We start from the raw sequence: 18,080 nt of genomic DNA on the forward strand, positions 1-18,080 counted from the left end.
ACAAAACCCAATGTGGGAGCGGGCTTGCCCGCGATCGCGGTGGGTCAGTCAAATACTCATCAACTGACCCACCGCGATCGCGGGCAAGCCCGCTCCCACATTTGTTTTGTGGTGTTCTACAGGCCGGTGATCAGATGTACTACCCCGCCCGCCAGCACCATCACCGCCGTGATACCCGCCGCCTTCAGCGCCGCCTCGTCCACCCGCGCCGGGTCCTGTAGCTGCACGCGGATCCGGGTCAATGCCACGCGCTGCTGTGACTTGAGATTACTCGCTCCACCCAACGCACTCAGCACCTCAGGCGCCAGCATCGCATCAGCCGCCGGCTCGGCAACCACCGTTTCTGCCACCAGGTCCGGGGTCAGGGCTTTCCAGAACGCCTGCTGCAATTTCTCGAACATATTCAGTTCTCCACAACCAGTGAGGTTTCCACAGTCGCCGCGTGGTACTGGCTCAAGGCCTCGCGCACCTGGGCGGCTTCTTCCAGGTTCAACACCTGGTGGGCGATCAGTTGGCAGTCCGCCAGGTCCAGCTCACGCACCGTGGCCTTGATGCTCGGGATCAGCGGTACGCTGACGGACAACTCGTCCACCCCCAGCCCGATCAGCATCGGCACCGCCAGCGTTTCGGACGCCAGCGCGCCACACACCCCCACCCACTTGCCGTGGGCATGGGCGGCCTTGACCGTGGTGGCGATCAGGCGCAGCACCGCCGGGTGAAAGCTGTCGGCCTGGCTGGCCAGGCGCGGGTGGTCGCGGTCCATGGCCAGGGTGTATTGGGTCAGGTCATTGGTGCCGATCGAGAAAAAATCCACATGGGACGCGAACACATCCGCCATCAACGCCGCTGACGGCACCTCGATCATGATCCCCAGTTTCGGCAATTCAGTGAGCCCCAGGGCCGCCGCTTCCTCTTCGAGGATCTGGCGGGCCTGGCGCAGCTCCGACAGCAGGCTGACCATCGGCAACATGATGTGCAACCGGGCCAAGCCCGCGCTGGCGAGGATTGCCCGCAACTGCTCGCGCAACAGTTCCGGACGCTCCAGGCACAGGCGAATGCCACGTAGGCCAAGAAAGGGGTTGCTCTCGCTGTCCATCGGCACATAGGCCAAAGGCTTGTCACCGCCCACATCGAGGGTGCGCACCACCAGGTTGCGCTCGGTGCCCAGGGCACCGGCAATGGCGCTGTAGGTCTGGGCCTGTTCCTGCGGGCTCGGCGCACGGTTGCGGTCCAGGTAGAGAAACTCCGAGCGCAACAGCCCCACACCCTCAGCCCCCAAGACCAGGGCTTGCTGCACTTCTTGCAGCGAAGCGACGTTGGCTGTCACCTCGACATGATGACCATCGCGCGTGGTAGCCGCCAAGGCGGCCTGTTGCACATCGCGCTGGTGACGCAACACCTGTTGCGCGCGCACGGCCCGTAGCCGCTCGATTACCGTCGGGTCCGGGTCCAGGTGCAGTTCGCCTTTATCGGCGTCCAGCAACACTTGCTTGCCCTCGGGCAAGTCGAGGACCTGGGCTGGCACCCCGCACATCGCTGGCAAGCCCAAAGCACGCGCAAGGATGGCGACATGGCTGGTGGCGCCGCCGGCAACGGTGATAAATCCCAACACCTTGCGCGGGTCGAGGCTGGCGGTTTGCGAGGGTGTCAGTTGCTCGGCAATCAGGATTGCCTGCTCCGGCAACTCCCAGGCGCCGTCCTGCACCCCGAGGATCAGCTTGAGCACACGCTGGCCAACATCCGCCATATCGGCGGCGCGTTCGGCCAGCAGGGAGCTGCCGGATTGCTCGAACAGCCCGGCGGTGGCGAGTGTGGCGCTGTTCCAGGCAAAGGCGGCGCTCTTGCCTTGGGCGAGCAGGCCGTGGGCTTGTTCAAGCAGGGTCGGGTCTTCGAGCAATTGCTGATGGGCGCGGAAAATCTCTGCCTGGGCACTGCCACCGGCCTTGTCCTGCAACACTTGCAGCGCTTGGGTTGCAGCGCGCAAGCCACGTGCCAGGGCGGCATGCTCCAGCGTCTCGCCAGCCCCCTGCTCAGGCACATTCAGCTCGGGCTCAGCCACCTGCACCACCTGACCAAACGCCGAACCCGGCGATGCACATACGCCGCGCAGCACGCTTGCCGATGACAGCGGCGCAACTGGCTCAACCACCTCGGCCACCAGCGCAACGGTTTCGCCACAGCCTTCTGTCAACAGCGTAACCAGCGCCTGGATCGCCGCCGCGGCATCCTCCCCCGCCGCGCTCACTTGCAGGGTATCGCCCCGTACCGTTTGCAAGCCCATGATCGCCACCAGGGACTTGGCGTTGGCGCTCTGGGTTTGCTTGTGCAGGCAGATGCTCGCCTTAAAAGCCTTGGCCGCCTGGGCCAGCACCGCCGCCGGGCGGGCATGCAAACCGTTGGCGTTGGGCAGCTTCAGGGGCTTGGAGAACAGTGCGTCACCCTCCTCCTCGTCATCGTTGGCGGCGCGTATTACCGGCGTCACACGCAACAACGGTTGCCCGGTTTCCACCAACCCCGCGCCCGCCGCCAGCAGCACAAATGGCTCACCGCTGACCACCAGCATCAGGGTCAGCAAGCTACGGGCATTAAGCGCGATAAAGTCGCCATCGAATTCGATCAAAGGCTGGCCCGCCTCGACCCGCTGGCCTTCCTCGACCAGCCGGGTGAAGCCCTTGCCCGCCAGGTTCACGGTGTCCAGGCCGATATGCATCAGCACTTGCACGCCCTGGTCGTCGGTGACGCTGACCGCATGCCCGCTGTCCTGGATATTGCTGATCACCCCGGCCAGCGGCGCGCAGAGGGTCTGCGAGGTGGGATCGATACACACGCCGTCGCCAATCAGGCGGCTGGAGAACACCGGATCCGGCACCTGGTCCAGGGGCAACAGCACACCCGCCAGGGGCGCCAGCAGTTCCAGGGGTTGAGTTGTGGTCATGACATCACCTGCTGTTTGGTTCTGTAAAAAACATGGGCCGAGTACACATCCCGGGGTGAAATGGGCCCCTGTGGGAGCTGGCTTGCCTGCGATTGCATCAACGCGGTCTCATTGGAATACCGAGCCGCCTGTATCGCGGGCAAGCCCGGCTCCCACATAAAGCCGGTGTTTATTTCCACCAGTATTCGACCTGCACACCGAAGTTGGAACCGTGGCGCGCGGTGCCATAGGAGCCGGTGTCGGACAACGCCGAACCCGCCGCCAGTTCATTGGCCGCGCGCTTGGCTGCTTGGTTCCAGGTGGCATAGGTGTAATACAAGCGCACCTCCGGCCGCGCCCAGAAATCCGGGCCCTTGGGCGACCAGGTCGGGGCGAAAGTGAACTTGCTGAGTTTGCGCGTACCGCCGCTGGCATCGACCTGATCGTGGCCCAGTTCGGTGACCAGCTTGAACTGTTCGCTGATGGCATACGCCGGGCGCACACCGACAGACATCCAGGTCTGGTCCTGGCTGCCGGGGCGCACGTCTTTCTGGTACACCGCCTCCACCTGGCCGCCAAAACGCGGGGTCACTTGCCAGTCAAAAAACTCCACCGCACGGTAGCTTTTGCTACTGCGCTCCAGAGCTGTATTCCCGGTGTAGCCCAGGCCGGTGCCCGGCCCTTCGCCGTACTGCAGGGCGAACTTGTTCTTGCCACCGAGGAACGCGGCCTGCACATGCTGCGCAGTGAGGGCCCAGCCGCTGTGGGTGTCGCGCCCGCCCGCCTGTTCGATATAGCTCAGGCCCAGTTCCAGTTCGCCGCCGGGGTTGGTCTTGAAGCCTGCGACGTTGAAGTCGTGACGGGTGGCGTATTGCTTCTGGTACAGGTTGTCCTTGCGCGACAGGGCGTAGCTGTACTTCAGATCGCCGATCAGCACGTCCTCGATGCCGCCGCCGGTGGCGCTCTGGTTCCAGTAGTAGAAGTCGGAAATATGGATGTCGTTACGTTTGTAGTAGCGCCGACCGGCCCACAGTGAGCCGCCGTTGAGGCTGGGCATGTTCGACCATTGCGCATACATCTGCGGCATGCGCGCCGAGCCGTTGTTTTCGCCCTGGAACTTCAGTTCGCGGTCGTATTTGTTATACAGCGAGGCCATGGCATCCACGCTCAGCACCGAACCGTCGTCCAGGGTGAACAGGTCCTGGCGCAATTCCAGCTCCGCATATTGCTCGCATTCGTTACCCAGGCGGTACTTGGATTGGGCGCCCGGCAGTTGGAAACATTGCTGCGGGCCGCTGCCGGTCGAGGTGCCGGCGCCGCTGCGCAGGTAGCCGGCAAACTCCAGGGCGTGGGCCGCCAGGGGCAGGGTCAGGCAGGATGCGACGAGGCCCAGCTTTATTGTTGTTTTCATGAAGCGCTCCATTATTTTTTTTATTTTTTCCCTGTCGGAGCCGGCAAACCGGCTCCTGAAAAGGGGATGTTTCAGTCGGTCAGGTGCAGCACAAAAGACTCGTAAGGACGCAAGATGAGCGTGTCGGTGCGCACCGGGCAGTCGGGGTAGTTACTGATCAGCAGGCGTTGCGCGCTCGCCGAGCCAATCACGCTGTGAGGCAGTTGGATTTCGCAGGGCTGGCCGTAGAAGTTGTTCAGCACCAGCAGGCGTTCGCCATGGCCTTCGCGCAGGTACGCCCAGACCTTGTCGTGGTCCTGTAGCAGTTGGCGGTAAACACCCTCCTGGATCAGCGGCTCAAGGCGCCGCAAAACGATCAAGGCCCGGTAGTGATGCAGCACCGAATCCGGGTCATCCAGCTGGCTCTGGACATTGATCTGCGCCGCATTGGCCGGGATGCCGATCCACGGTTCAGCGCGGCTGAAACCGGCATTGGCCTGACTGTTCCACTGCATCGGCGTGCGCCCGTTGTCACGGGACTTCTGCATGATCGCGGCCATGCTCGAGGCCTCGGACTCACCGGCATCGCGCTTGAGGCGGTAGATGTTCAGGGTCTCGACATCACGGTACTGCTCGATGCTGTCAAAGCCCGGATTGGTCATGCCCAGCTCTTCGCCCTGGTACACAAACGGCGTGCCCTGCAGGAAGTGCAAAGCGGTGGCGAGCATCTTGGCCGAGACCACGCGGTGCTCGCCGTCATCGCCAAATCGCGAGACCACCCGCGGCTGGTCGTGGTTACACCAGAACAGCGCGTTCCAGCCGCCACCGGCCTGCATGCCCATTTGCCAATCGGAAAGAATCTGCTTGAGCTGCAGGAAATCGAAGTCGGCGCGCACCCACTTTTGCAGGTTGGGGTAATCGACTTTCAGGTGATGAAAGTTGAAGGTCATCGACAGTTCTTTCGACTCAGGGCGAGAGTAGCGAATGCAATGTTCGAGACTGGTGGAGGACATCTCGCCGACGTTGATCAGCGCGTGGCCCTCGAACACTTCGCGGTGCATTTCCTGCAGGTAGGCATGCACGTTCGGGCCGTCGGTGTAGAAGCGCCGGCCGTCGCTGTTGTCTTCGGGGAAATCCGCCGGCTTGGAGATCAGGTTGATCACGTCCAGACGGAAGCCGCCCACGCCCTTGTCACGCCAAAAGCGCATGAGTTTGTAGACCTCGGCGCGCACCTTGGGGTTGTCCCAATTGAGGTCGGCCTGGGTGTGGTCGAACAGGTGCAGGAAATACTGGCCGGTCTGCGCCTCGTATTCCCAGGCCGAACCGCCGAACTTGGATTGCCAGTTGTTCGGCTGGTCGCGCCAGATGTAGAAGTCGCGGTACGGGTTGTCGAGGCTGCTGCGTGCCTGCTGGAACCACTCGTGCTCGATGGAGGTGTGGTTGACCACAATATCAAGCATCAGCTTGATGCCGCGCTTGGCTGCTTCGCTGATCAGCAGGTCGCAGTCGGCCATGGTCCCGTAGCTGGGGTCGATGGCGTAGTAGTCGCTGATGTCGTAGCCGTTGTCGCGCTGGGGCGAGCGCAGGAACGGGGTGATCCACAGGTAATCGACGCCCAGCCACTGGAGGTAGTCGAGCTTGTCCACGATGCCCAGCAGGTCACCGGTGGCGTTACCCGCGTGGCTGTGGAAGCTTTTGGGGTAGATCTGGTAGATCACCGAGTGTTGCCAGTCTTGCATGGTGGGTTCCTTCAATTGAGTGTTGTAGCGGCCTTGCGGGCCTCATCGCGGGCAAGCCCGGCTCCCACAGTTGAAATGCATTCCTCTGTGGGAGCTGGCTTGCCTGCGATAGCGATCTATCAGGCGACGCGATAACCCGGCCGCACAATTTTCATGCTTAACCCACAGGTCAGAACAAACGGCACCACAATCGCGACGGCCATGCCGATCACAAAGCTTGGGATGTATTGCGGGATGATCGAGATAAACCCAGGCAAACCACCGACGCCGATGGCCGAGGCCTGGACCTTGTTCAGCGAGAGGAAAATGCTGCCCAGGGCCGAACCCAGCAACGCGGCATAGAACGGAAACTTGAAGCGCAGGTTGACCCCGAACATCGCCGGCTCCGTGATGCCGAAGTAGGCGGAAATCGCCGAGGTCGAGGCCATGCTTTTGTCTCGCGCATTGCGGCTCATGTAGAACACGCCGAGGGCTGCACTGCCCTGGGCCAGGTTGGACATAACGATCATCGGCCAGATAAACGTGCCACCCTGGGTCGAGATCAGTTGCAGGTCCACGGCAAGGAACATGTGGTGCATGCCGGTAATCACCAGCGGTGCATACAGCAGGCCGAAAATCGCCCCGCCCACCATTGGCGCCAGGTCAAACAGGGTGACCACGCCTTCGGTGATCAGGATGCCGAGGTGCCGGGTGACCGGGCCGATGATCGCCAGGGCCAGCACGCCGGTGACGACGATGGTGGTGATCGGCACGACAAGCAATTGAATGGCATTCGGCACCCGCGCCCGCAGCCATTTTTCAATTACGCTCATGACGTAGGCGGCCATCAGGATCGGCAGGATCTGGCCTTGATAGCCAACCTTCTCGATCTGGAACCAGCCCAGAATGTCGAAGTACGGCAGGCTCTGGCCGTCGAGCCCGGCCACCGCCTTGCCGTAGTTCCAGGCATTGAGCAGGTCCGGGTGGACTAGCATCAGGCCGAGCACGATGCCGAGGATTTCACTGCCACCAAAACGCTTGGCCGCCGACCAGCCCACCAGCGCCGGCAGGAACACAAACGAGGTGTTGGCCATCAGGTTGATCAGGCTCCACAGGCCATCCAGGTTCGGATAGGCCTCCAGCAACGTCTGGCCCTCGATGAACATGCCCTTGGCGCCCATCAGGTTGTTGATGCCCATTAGCAGGCCGGCAATGATCAGCGCCGGCAGGATGGGCATGAACACATCGGAGAACACCCGCACCAGGCGCTGCATGGCGTTGGTCTTGTCGGCGCCCTTTTTCTTCACGTCGGCGATGGTGGCGGCGGCCAGGCCGGTCTGTTCGCGCAGGGCGGCGTAGACCTTTTCTACTTCGCCGGGGCCGATGACGATCTGGAACAGGCCGCCGGTGAAGAACGAGCCCTTGACCAGGTCGACCTGGTTCAACGCACTGGCGTTGACCAGGCTCGGGTCCTTGAGCGCCAGGCGCAGGCGCGTCACGCAGTGGGCCGCTTGCTCAAGGTTATCGCTGCCGCCGAGGTTCAGGAGAATCTCGCGGGCAATGTTGGAATAGTCGTGGCTCATGCTTGGTCTTCCACTTTAGATTCTTGTTATTGGCAGCACGCCGAGGGCAAAAGTACTCGTCTGTACGAGTTAAAGCAACAACTCGTCTGTACGAGTTGTAAAAATATTCGCCCAGCGCTTTCCAAGGGTCCAATGGACAAAGCCCACCTGTGCCACTAAGGTTCCTGCCTTGAACGCAAACGCGGCACAGAGCCCTCTCCATGAGTAAATACAACCAGATCTACACCGATCTGCTTGCCAGCATCACCACCGAACGCCTGCAACGCGGCACGCGCCTGCCTTCTGAAACCGAATTGATGCAGACCTACCAGGCCAGCCGTGGCACCGTGCGCCGGGCCATCGAGCAGTTGCAGGAGCGCGGGTTTGCGCAAAAAATCCACGGCAAGGGCACCTTCGTGCTGTCGCCCAACCCGATTGAGTTTCAACTGGGCGGCATCGTCAGCTTCCACGAAACCCACGCCGACCTGGGCGATGACGTACGCACCGAAGTGGTTGAGTTCACCCAACTCCCGCTGGAAGGTTCGCTGCTGCAACACATCGAGGCCGACCCCGGCACCCTGATCACCCGCATCAAGCGCGTGCGGCGCATTGGCGGCAAACGGGTGATCCTCGATATCAACCACTTCGTTGCCGAGCTGATCCCGGGCTTGGACCAGACGATTGCCGAACAGTCGATCTACGCCTTCATCGAACAAACCCTGCACCTGCAGATCAGCTACGCCCAGCGCACCATCGAAGCCCTGCCCCGCAGCAAGGACGACCAGGCGCACCTGGACCTCGACGGCCAGAGCCATGTGATCGTGGTGAGCAACCAGACGTTTTTGCAGGATGGGCGCCAGTTCGAGTACACCGAGTCGCGGCATACCCTGGATAAGTTCTACTTCTCCGATATCGCCCGGCGTTAATTATCTACCCACACCCACTCTGAAGCGCTTGGCATGCTCGCCTCCCCCCCTCAAGGAGAGCAGCATGCCACTTGCCGACACATCCCCCGCCGCCCAGCAACAACTTCGCGCCCTGGCCCCCGTGGTACTGGATGCCTGCCCGAACATGCAGGCGATGGCCATCGAGGCCGCCGGTGAAATCCTCACGAAACATGGCCTGGCGCACCTGGATCCCGATCAGGTGTACTGGCACCGCTTCAACCGCGGCACCGGTGATCCGGCGACCTTTACCGGCTGGAGCCATAACGAAAAACCCCAGGCATCGATGACCCTGACGCAGTTGGTCATGCACCGCTTCGAGGTGCATGACCAGGATAATGCCGACCTGCTCGACGGCGATGGCGGCTTCTACAGCGAGGGTGCCCAGGCGCGAGTGTTCGATCAGCACAACGAAGTGCAGCTGTCCGCCAGCGCCGTGCTCCATGATTTCTGGGCGATCAATTTCAGCGATCGCTACACCACGCGCGTGGAGCAATTCTGGAGTACCCACCACCACCATTTCCGCACCCTGGCCAAGGTCAATTGCCTGGCCCAGGCCCTGCAAGCGCGACAGGCCGGGCACCTCGACGAGGAGCAGTTGCAGAAGGTGATCAAGGCCCTTGCCGGCAACCTGGGCTGGCCGCCGACCCTGCCCGACCTGCAAGCCGAGGCAACCCCGGCAAGCGGGCTACGCGTGGCGGCACTGGATATTGGCGGGCATATCGCCACGGACATCCTGCGTATTGTCGATGGCGATGGCCGACAAATCCTCTACGTCCCCGGCGAGGCCCAGGCCTTCCACTGCCTTGAGACGCCTGCCGACCTGCATTTCTGGCTGTTGAACCAGACCAACCGCGCCGATAACCGCGCGCGTTTCATGGCCCATTTCCCCTTGTCGGCCCAGGTCCAGCAGGACGACACCGACGCCGTGACCTGGAAGCAAATGCTGCTGACGCCCGTGCTGATCTACCGCACCGCCCAGGCCGTGGCCGGCACGCTGCCGCCAGACTGGGTGGACAAAGGCCTGAACCACCAACTCGACCAGCTGTTTATCGACTGGGGCACGTGGGACCACCACCTGATCAATCAAGCCGACCAGCCCCTCGACGGCGACGCCTTTACCTGGCTCGCACAATCGAGCCGTGCGCGCATGGACAACGATGCGCAGTTCTCCCTGCAGAGCAACGGCGACCTGCGCAAGAAGCTGTGGATCGGCTACCTGGCCGCCTTTGGCAAGACCTTCGGACCAATGGCCGTGGCAGGCTGGCCGGTGGCCCTGGTGGTGATGGGCGCCAGCGTGGCCAGTCTGGGCCTGAATATCGACCAGGCAATCAATGGCAAAACCCCGGCCGAACGCCGCGCGGGAGCGCTGGGCGCGGTCCTCAGTGCTATCGATGCGGTGTTCAACCTGACGCTGCTGAAGGCCGACGGCGTCATGCCGCAGATCGCCGAAACAGTCGATACCGTGGCGATTGAACACACTACGCCCGCCGTTATACCCGTGTCGCCAGAACCGACCGTACCTGCCAGCTACCAAAGCAACCTGATCCTGGAAGGTGAAACCCTCAACACCGCACCCGGCAAGTTTCACCAGGTCTATACCCTCAAAACCTCCAGCGGCATGCCGCAGCACGCCATTATGCTCAACGATGAAGCCTATTACGTACGCTACGAAGCCGACCCCAACGGCCACGGTTTCTGGGCGATCGTCGACCCAAGTAACCCCCATGGCTTTTCCGGCTCGCTGCCAGTGCGCCTGAACGAACTCAACGAATGGGAACCCGTCAGCGCCAGCAAAGGGTTGAAAGGCGGTGGCGGCAACTCCAGCAAGGCCGCACACACGCCAGCGCCCTCCCCTAGCGAGGAACCGGTGACTGCCCCCGTCAACCCGCTGCGCCGGGTCACTACCCCCTTCGACACCCCGCCCTCGACCCGCACGCACATAAGAAAGTGGGTACTGGGCCTGCCTGAAACCCATGTTCAAAGCCGCTTCGGGCGCATCGACCGCTTCACGTATTACTTCGGCGTCACTCACGACAAACTGCTGCAAACGGCGAAAGACTTCTTTACCGAACTGCCCTGGAACCGACTTCCAGCGCGCCCGGACATCCCCGCGTTCGAGCCCACTACGCCCTTTGCCGAAATCATCGAGCGCCTGCCCGAAGACATACCCGGATACGTCATCGGTGAAACCCTGGACCGCATCGCCAGCACCCGCCTGGTGATCGACAACCTGCCCCTCTTCGCGCGCAAAGGTGTGAAGACCCTATATCTGCGCCGCCTGCTCAACGATTTTGTCCAGGATGACTTGAACCTCTATTCGCGCACCGGGGTGATGTCCGAAGACCTGGAAAGCTACCTGAACCGGCTGGGCACCGACCCGGCAGGCCAGTACAACGAGCTGGAGTTGGTCAAGACTGCCAGGGCCAATGGCATCCGCGTGCAGGCTCTGGACTGCGTCGCCCACTACAAGTACCCCAACCCCACCGCCAACCTTTCAGAGCAAGCGATGAGTAACTACCTCGCCCATACCATTATCCAGGCCGACCAGGCCCTCAATGGCGGCGGCAAGTGGCTGGTGCTCACTGGCGCGCGAAACATCAATACCTTCAATGGCTTTGCCGGTATCAGTGAACTGCACGGCGGCATCGGACTGCGGGTCGAGGAGGTGCTTCCCGGGCAAGGCAGCGACATACGCATTGACCCCGGCATCGACATCGACCGCGACAGTGCACCTGCCCACGAACACGTCGGTGACAGCTTCGACACCTTGCATACCGACTTGCGGGTGCAAGTGGAGGCCCCGCTGGTGCACAGGACCCTGGAGCAAAACCAGCGGCTGCTGTTTCGCAAGGGCATGTACCTGATCGATGCAAGCCAGGGCCGCTATACCCTGCTGCATCACAGCCGCGCCATGAGCGTCGTCCGCACCCCCATCAACCGATTGGCCGATGGTAGCTTCTCCATCGACCGGCCGGCCTGGCCCGGGGTACATAACGTGCACTTCGCGACCCTGGAAAAGCTGTCCAGCGCCCTCACCAATATGGGCTTGAACCTGCAATGCCGGCTGCCCGCTTGACGCCCCCCGCGCGCGCCAGGCAGTAAAACGCCTGCCGCGCGGGGCGCCCATGACAAGCCGAGGCCAAACGTTGTTTAATCGGCGTTTGACAACGCTCAGGCGAGGACCGGGACAGCACCGTGAACATTCCAGAAAAGTGGCGTGAACAGTTCCCCCTCGCACTCATCGAAAAACAGGCCATCGGCGAGTCCCGGGCTGACGTGTTTCGACTGCGCAGGGACAACGGCCCAGACCTGTTCCTGAAAGCCGAGCCCCTGGTCGAACACGCCGAGCTTGCCGACGAAATCGAACGCCTGCACTGGCTGCAGCAACAGGGCCTGCCAGCGCCAGTGGTACTGGACCAAGTGCAGGAAAACCATCACCACTGGCTGCTGATGAACGCCATGCCGGGACAGGACCTGGCCAGCAGCAGCGCGCTTTCTGCCGCGCAGATCATCGACGTCCTGGCCACCGCCTTGCGCACATTGCACCAGGTCCCCGTGGCGCAATGCCCCTTCGATCACAACCTGGAACAGCGCATCACCGTCGCCCGGGAACACGTCGACGCCGGACTGATTGATGGGACGGACTTCGACGATGAGCGACTGGGACGCAGCGTCCGCGATGTGTTTGCCGAACTCCTGTCGACGCGGCCCACCACCCACGACCTGGTGGTGACGCACGGCGATGCGTGCCTGCCAAACTTCATGGCAGCGGGCGGTCACTTCAGTGGTTTTATCGACTGCGGTCGCCTTGGAGTCAGCGACCGCTATCAAGACCTGGCCCTGGCGGCACGCAGTGTCGAACGCAACTTGGGGCGGGAATGGGTAAGGCCGTTCTTTGAGCTGTATGGTGTGGAGCCTGATGAGCAGCGAATGGCTTTTTACTGCCTGTTGGATGAATTTTTCTAATGACTCCTGAGCAGCCCTCGACACTACCTCGACAAGCTCGCTGATACGACGCATACGATATCCGCGTCAAACCATGAGGAAGAACGCCATGCTCATCAAGAGCCTGTTGCTGAGTTTTTGCGCTGTGTTATTGGTTGGCTGCACGGGCAGGGGCTTTCAACCTCCGCCGCCGGAATTTACCAATTGGAAGAAAATCGGGGTGTCTGAAGAAGGCGTCAAGAGTGCTATGACCGCCTGCGGCTATACCAACCTGATAGGGACGGGGGACAGGACGCCAATTGACCAGGTACTCACGCGGTTTTATTGCATGAAAGACGCCGGTTTCAAGCGCACAGATAACATTGACCTGTGCAAGGAAGGCCGCATCGGCGAATCACCGGTGTGCGAAGGCCGCCGGTAATCCATTGGGGGGTTGGTGGTAGTAGCGCTGGGCAGTCGCGCCTTCTCGACCGCCATCACCGGGGAACCTGGCGAACCCTAATGCCAGTCAGTTAAGCGGATTCTGCTTTCTGTAGGAGCGAGCTTGCTCGCGAAGGACGTCAACAATAACGCGTTTTTGCTAGGTAAACGCGGCGTTCTCAAGTTCTTCGCGAGCAAGCTCGCTCCTACAAAAAGGCTTAACTGACGGGCATTGTGGCGAGCCCCAAAAAGCCAAAAGCCCGCAATTAAGCGGGCTTCAGGGTACTTTTTGCTAGAGGGTGCCGGACAATGCCGGACGCCCAATCATTCCCACTCAATCGTCGCCGGCGGCTTGCTCGACACGTCATACGTCACGCGCGAGATGCCTTCGATTTCATTGATGATACGGCCGCTGACAGTCTCCAGCAGTTCGTACGGCAGGTGTGCCCAGCGGGCGGTCATGAAGTCGATGGTTTCTACGGCACGCAGGGCCACGACCCAGGCGTAGCGACGGCCATCGCCAACCACGCCAACCGATTTCACCGGCTGGAACACGACGAAGGCCTGGCTGACTTTGTGGTACCAGTCGGCCTTGCGCAGTTCTTCGATGAAGATGTGGTCGGCTCGACGCAGCAGGTCGGCGTATTCCTTCTTCACTTCACCGAGGATGCGCACGCCCAGGCCCGGGCCCGGGAATGGGTGGCGGTAGACCATGTCGTACGGCAGGCCCAGTTCCAGGCCCAGGCGACGGACTTCGTCCTTGAACAGTTCGCGCAGCGGTTCTACCAGCTTGAGGTTCATTTCCTCAGGCAGGCCACCCACGTTGTGGTGGGACTTGATCACGTGGGCCTTGCCGCTCTTGGCGCCGGCCGACTCGATCACGTCGGGGTAGATGGTGCCCTGGGCGAGGTACTTGATGTTGTCCAGTTTGTTGGACTGGGCATCGAAGACGTCGATGAAGGTGCGGCCGATGATCTTGCGCTTCTTCTCCGGGTCGGACTCGCCGGCCAGGTTGTTCAAGAACTGATCTTCGGCGTTGGCGCGGATCACCTTGACGCCCATGTTCTCGGCGAACATGGCCATCACTTGCTCGCCTTCGTGCAGGCGCAGCAGGCCGTTGTCGACGAACACGCAGGTCAGTTGGTCACCGATAGCCTTGTGCAGCAGCGCAGCAACCACGGAGGAGTCAACGCCGCCGGACAGGCCGAGCAGGACGTTGTCGGTACCGACCTGGGCGCGCACGTTGGCGATGGCGTCTTCAGCGATTTTCGACGGAGTCCACAGGGCCTCACACTCGCAGATGTCGAGGATGAAGCGCGACAGGATGCGCCCGCCTTGCTTGGTGTGGGTCACTTCCGGGTGGAACTGCACGCCGTAGTAACGACGCTCGTCGCTGAACATGCCGGCGATCGGGCAGCTCGGGGTGCTGGCCAGGATGTGGAAGTCTTCCGGCATCCGGGTGACCTTGTCACCGTGGCTCATCCAGACATCGAGGCCGAACAGGCCGTCGGCGTCGACGTGGTCTTCGATGCCGTCCAGCAGGCGGCTCTTGCCGACCACGTCGACACGGGCATAACCGAATTCACGCAGCTCGGAACCTTCAACCTTGCCGCCCAGTTGCTCGGCCATGGTCTGCATGCCGTAGCAGATACCAAATACCGGCACGCCCAGGTCGAATACCGCTTGTGGGCAGCGCGGGCTGTTGGCTTCGTGCACGGACTCGGGGCCACCGGCGAGGATGACGCCTTTAGGGGCGAATTCGCGGATCGCTTCGTCATCCATGTCGAACGGATGCAGTTCGCAGTACACGCCGATTTCACGCACGCGGCGGGCGATCAGCTGGGTGTACTGGGAACCGAAGTCGAGGATCAGGATGCGGTGGGCGTGAATGTCGAGGGCCATGAAGTCAGTCTCGTCTAATGAATCAGAAACAACTCGGGGCTGAAAGAACAGCCCCGGTTACTTAACGTTTTGCTGGAAGCCTCAACCTACGCGGTAGTTTGGCGCTTCCTTGGTGATCTGCACGTCGTGGACATGGGATTCAGCCATGCCGGCGCCGGTGATCCGTACGAACTCTGGCTTGGTGCGCATTTCTTCGATGTCGGCGCTGCCGGTGTAGCCCATCGAGGAACGCAGGCCGCCCATCAGTTGATGGATGATGGCGCTCAGGGTGCCCTTGTACGGCACACGGCCTTCGATGCCTTCCGGTACGAGCTTCTCGGCGCCTGCCGAGGAGTCCTGGAAGTAGCGGTCGGAAGAGCCTTGCGCCTGGGACATGGCGCCCAGCGAACCCATGCCACGGTAAGCCTTGTAGGAACGGCCCTGGAACAGTTCGATTTCGCCTGGTGCTTCTTCAGTGCCGGCAAACATCGAGCCCATCATCACGCAGGAAGCACCGGCCACGATGGCCTTGGACAGGTCACCGGAGAAACGGATGCCGCCGTCGGCGATCAACGGTACGCCAGTGCCTTCGAGGGCAGCGGCAACATTGGCGATGGCGCTGATTTGCGGCACGCCCACACCGGCGACGATCCGCGTGGTGCAGATCGAGCCAGGGCCGATACCGACCTTGACCGCGTCAGCGCCGGCTTCGGCCAGGGCCTTGGCGGCAGCGCCGGTGGCGATGTTGCCGCCGATCACCTGTACGTCAGGGAAGTTCTGCTTGACCCAGCGAACGCGGTCGATCACGCCCTTGGAGTGACCGTGGGCGGTGTCGACCACCACCACGTCAACCCCGGCAGCGACCAGGGCCGAAACGCGGTCGCCGGTGTCTTTACCGGTACCAACGGCGGCGCCAACGCGCAGACGACCTTGGTCATCCTTGCTGGCCAGCGGGTAAGCCTTGGCTTTTTCGATGTCGTTGACGGTCATCATGCCTTTGAGGGCGAATTTGTCGTCGACGATCAGCACGCGCTCGATGCGGTGCTTGTGCAGCAGTTCACGCACATCGTTCTTGTCGGCGCCTTCCTTGACAGTAACGAGGCGCTCTTTAGGCGTCATCACTTCACGGACGGTGACTTCAAGACGGTTTTCAAAGCGCACGTCACGGGAAGTGACGATGCCGACCAGGTCGCCATCGTGCAGCACTGGAACACCGGAGATGTTGTGCAGGCGGGTCAGGTCGAACAGGTCGCGCACGGTAGCGTCGGCTTCGATGGTGATCGGATCTTTCACCACGCCGGCTTCGTAACGCTTGACCTTGCGCACTTCGGCAGCTTGCTGCTCGATGGTCATGTTCTTGTGGATGATGCCGATGCCGCCTTCCTGAGCCATGGCGATTGCCAAACGGGCTTCAGTGACGGTGTCCATGGCAGCGGAAACCAGAGGAATATTCAGCTCGATGCCACGGGTTAGGCGGGTCTTGAGACTGACTTCGTTAGGAAGCACCTCGGAATAACCGGGCACTAGGAGAATGTCGTCGAATGTCAGAGCTTCTTGGCTGATACGCAGCATCGCGGGGGCTCCCGAGCGGGAAAATGGAAGCGCGTCATTATACTCAGACACCCCTCGGGCCTCAACGTAAAACTCTGACAAACTTGGTAATACTGATAGATGGGTAAAACCAGTCTCTGGTTTGGCGCACGGCCCAGGCTCCATCGCCGGCAAGCCGGCTCCTACAGGTAGGGGGCGGCAGTGGTTTTAGAGTTCGACTTTGACCCAACTGATTTTCTGATCGAGCCAATCGGCAAACTCGTCGATAAAGCTCTGCTTGAAGCCCGCTTCCGCCCAGTTGTTGAAGATAAAGCCCAGGTTGGAAAAGCCGCATTCCTGCAGGAACAGGAAACCGTTGATGTCATCTTCATGCCCACACAGCGGGCAGGTGAAGTTGTCGGTGTGGCCGGGCATCCAGTCTTCCAGGCTGTCGAACAGCGCCTCGCCAACTTCTTTAAGGCATTGCGGGCAGCCGGCTTCTTCGAGAAAACCCTTGGCGGGGGTATAGATGCAGCGTTTGTAGATGATTTCCAGGCCGTTGACCGGTTCGTTGAACGGCAGCGCCTCGGGGTGCAGCACCACCGCGCGGGCACCATCGGCCAGGGCATAGCCCATGCGGTTGCCGGTGCGCCCGCAGGTGGTCAGTTCTTCCTTGATGATGTTCTTGCGCACCAGCCAGCGCACGATGGCCCGGGCGCGGGGTTCGTGGACGGGCAAGGTGGAGATTTTCGGGACAAGGATGCTTTGGGAATTCATGGGAGTCCTGCGGTGTGGCGTCTGACGCCTTCGCGAGCAAGCCCGCTCCCACATTCGACTGCGTTCCTACAGGAGAAATGCAGTCGAATGTGGGAGCGGGCTTGCTCGCGAAGAGGCCCTGAAGGCTGGCAGCTTAATCTCTGCCCCACACAGGTCAAGTACTCAAATACCGTCCAATCAAGGCAATGCCACTGGCCAGTACCAGCCACGTCACCAACCGCACAAACGCCTCGCGGGACATGCGCAGGGTCAATCGCCGCCCCGCCCACAGCCCCAGCGCCATCGCCGGCAGCAGGCACACGGCCAACATCAGCAGCGGCAACTCGGCATACACCCCGGCGATCAAAAACAGGCTCAGGCGTACCACCGTGCTCGCGCTGATCAGCGCACTTTGGGTCGCTCGCGCCCCGTCCTTGGGCAGGCGGCTGTTCAGATAGATCGCATATAAAAAGCCGCCACTGCCAAACAAGGCACCAAACAGTCCGCCCACCACGCCCATCGGCACCGACCAGCCGGCAGCCAGGGCTGTGGGCTTGGCCCTTACCGTCAGGCTGTAGATGGCATAGGCGCTGATAAACAGGCCCATCAACAGCAGGAGCAGATCCGAATGCAGGTTGAGCAGGAAGATCACGCCAAGCGTGCAGCCAATCGCCATGCACGGCAGTAACCGCAACAGCTCCGGCTTGACCACATCCCGCCGCGATTGCAGCAGGTTGCCAAAGGCCGCGACGAAATCCAGCAGCACCAGCAGCGGGATGATCTTCGACAGCGGCATAAACATAATCAGGATCGGCCCGGCCACCAGCGCCGTGCCAAAGCCGGCGATGCCAAACACGATATAAGCCAGGGCAATCCCCAGGCCGATTACCAGCCAGTCCACCGTCCCGAACGACCACTGCTCCATCAATTCAACCAGGCTCATGCAATATTCCTTGTCAGCGATGGCCCTCACTTTAGCCAAGCCGGTGAGTTGCGACTAATATCTTCCAGGCCCTC

General features: G+C 61.5%; 13 protein-coding genes. 4 read left to right on the top strand and 9 right to left on the bottom strand.

The window, feature by feature from the left end; translation table 11 throughout:
• Positions 1–116 precede the first annotated feature (116 nt).
• The 5 genes from HBO12_RS19325 to treP all read right to left on the bottom strand — a co-directional run bounded on the left by HBO12_RS19325 (position 117) and on the right by treP (position 7,605).
• The gene (locus tag HBO12_RS19325) at positions 117–401 is read right to left on the bottom strand and encodes a PTS transporter subunit EIIB (RefSeq protein WP_169956669.1); all 285 of its coding nucleotides are present in this window, start codon (positions 399–401) and stop codon (positions 117–119) included.
• A 2-nt stretch (positions 402–403) separates the two neighbouring features.
• Complete coding sequence (ptsP, locus tag HBO12_RS19330; RefSeq protein WP_170042960.1) at positions 404–2,935, bottom strand: phosphoenolpyruvate--protein phosphotransferase; 2,532 nt, start codon at positions 2,933–2,935, stop codon at positions 404–406.
• Positions 2,936–3,104: 169 nt separating this feature from the next.
• Positions 3,105–4,325 carry a maltoporin gene (locus HBO12_RS19335; protein ID WP_170042961.1) on the bottom strand — a complete coding sequence of 407 codons (1,221 nt, stop codon included), beginning with the start codon at positions 4,323–4,325 and terminating at the stop codon, positions 3,105–3,107.
• 71 nt (positions 4,326–4,396) lie between these two features.
• Positions 4,397–6,043, bottom strand: coding sequence for an alpha,alpha-phosphotrehalase (gene treC, locus HBO12_RS19340; RefSeq protein ID WP_170042962.1), 1,647 nt, complete (start codon positions 6,041–6,043; stop codon positions 4,397–4,399).
• A 119-nt stretch (positions 6,044–6,162) separates the two neighbouring features.
• A complete protein-coding gene (gene treP, locus HBO12_RS19345) occupies positions 6,163–7,605 on the bottom strand; it encodes a PTS system trehalose-specific EIIBC component (RefSeq protein WP_170042963.1) in 1,443 nt (480 codons plus the stop codon).
• A gap of 200 nt (positions 7,606–7,805) precedes the next feature.
• Between treP and treR the strand changes: the two genes are divergently transcribed.
• The 4 genes from treR (at position 7,806) to HBO12_RS19365 (ending at position 12,897) form a co-directional block, all read left to right on the top strand.
• Complete coding sequence (gene treR, locus HBO12_RS19350) at positions 7,806–8,510, top strand: trehalose operon repressor (protein ID WP_169956677.1); 705 nt, start codon at positions 7,806–7,808, stop codon at positions 8,508–8,510.
• A 64-nt stretch (positions 8,511–8,574) separates the two neighbouring features.
• Positions 8,575–11,607 (top strand): membrane-targeted effector domain-containing toxin, encoded by a 3,033-nt coding sequence (locus HBO12_RS19355; protein ID WP_170042964.1) that lies wholly within the window; start codon positions 8,575–8,577, stop codon positions 11,605–11,607.
• 119 nt (positions 11,608–11,726) lie between these two features.
• Positions 11,727–12,497, top strand: a complete 771-nt coding sequence (locus HBO12_RS19360) for an APH(3')-II family aminoglycoside O-phosphotransferase (protein ID WP_170042965.1) — start codon at positions 11,727–11,729, stop codon at positions 12,495–12,497.
• An 88-nt stretch (positions 12,498–12,585) separates the two neighbouring features.
• Positions 12,586–12,897 carry a hypothetical protein gene (locus HBO12_RS19365; protein ID WP_169956683.1) on the top strand — a complete coding sequence of 104 codons (312 nt, stop codon included), beginning with the start codon at positions 12,586–12,588 and terminating at the stop codon, positions 12,895–12,897.
• A 323-nt stretch (positions 12,898–13,220) separates the two neighbouring features.
• On the opposite strand, the gene guaA is transcribed toward HBO12_RS19365, so the two are convergent.
• The 4 genes from guaA to HBO12_RS19385 all read right to left on the bottom strand — a co-directional run bounded on the left by guaA (position 13,221) and on the right by HBO12_RS19385 (position 18,006).
• The gene (gene guaA / locus HBO12_RS19370) at positions 13,221–14,798 is read right to left on the bottom strand and encodes a glutamine-hydrolyzing GMP synthase (protein ID WP_029298509.1); all 1,578 of its coding nucleotides are present in this window, start codon (positions 14,796–14,798) and stop codon (positions 13,221–13,223) included.
• 81 nt (positions 14,799–14,879) lie between these two features.
• Complete coding sequence (gene guaB / locus HBO12_RS19375; protein ID WP_016977684.1) at positions 14,880–16,349, bottom strand: IMP dehydrogenase; 1,470 nt, start codon at positions 16,347–16,349, stop codon at positions 14,880–14,882.
• Positions 16,350–16,535: 186 nt separating this feature from the next.
• Positions 16,536–17,084: a sugar ABC transporter ATPase gene (locus HBO12_RS19380; RefSeq protein ID WP_169956685.1), complete on the bottom strand. Its 549-nt coding sequence runs from the start codon at positions 17,082–17,084 to the stop codon at positions 16,536–16,538.
• 154 nt (positions 17,085–17,238) lie between these two features.
• A complete protein-coding gene (locus tag HBO12_RS19385) occupies positions 17,239–18,006 on the bottom strand; it encodes a sulfite exporter TauE/SafE family protein (protein ID WP_170042966.1) in 768 nt (255 codons plus the stop codon).
• Positions 18,007–18,080 lie beyond the last annotated feature (74 nt).

The organism is Pseudomonas sp. WS 5059 (genome assembly GCF_012985525.1).
Taxonomy (GTDB): Bacteria; Pseudomonadota; Gammaproteobacteria; order Pseudomonadales; family Pseudomonadaceae; genus Aquipseudomonas.

Coding starts and splice junctions, on each gene's coding strand:
- ptsP (WP_170042960.1), bottom strand. CDS start 2,935: ATGACCACAACTCAACCCCTGGAACTGCTGGCGCCCCTGGCGGGTGTG.
- HBO12_RS19335 (WP_170042961.1), bottom strand. CDS start 4,325: ATGAAAACAACAATAAAGCTGGGCCTCGTCGCATCCTGCCTGACCCTG.
- HBO12_RS19355 (WP_170042964.1), top strand. CDS start 8,575: ATGCCACTTGCCGACACATCCCCCGCCGCCCAGCAACAACTTCGCGCC.
- guaB (WP_016977684.1), bottom strand. CDS start 16,349: ATGCTGCGTATCAGCCAAGAAGCTCTGACATTCGACGACATTCTCCTA.
- treC (WP_170042962.1), bottom strand. CDS start 6,043: ATGCAAGACTGGCAACACTCGGTGATCTACCAGATCTACCCCAAAAGC.
- guaA (WP_029298509.1), bottom strand. CDS start 14,798: ATGGCCCTCGACATTCACGCCCACCGCATCCTGATCCTCGACTTCGGT.
- HBO12_RS19385 (WP_170042966.1), bottom strand. CDS start 18,006: ATGAGCCTGGTTGAATTGATGGAGCAGTGGTCGTTCGGGACGGTGGAC.
- treR (WP_169956677.1), top strand. CDS start 7,806: ATGAGTAAATACAACCAGATCTACACCGATCTGCTTGCCAGCATCACC.
- treP (WP_170042963.1), bottom strand. CDS start 7,605: ATGAGCCACGACTATTCCAACATTGCCCGCGAGATTCTCCTGAACCTC.
- HBO12_RS19365 (WP_169956683.1), top strand. CDS start 12,586: ATGCTCATCAAGAGCCTGTTGCTGAGTTTTTGCGCTGTGTTATTGGTT.
- HBO12_RS19325 (WP_169956669.1), bottom strand. CDS start 401: ATGTTCGAGAAATTGCAGCAGGCGTTCTGGAAAGCCCTGACCCCGGAC.
- HBO12_RS19380 (WP_169956685.1), bottom strand. CDS start 17,084: ATGAATTCCCAAAGCATCCTTGTCCCGAAAATCTCCACCTTGCCCGTC.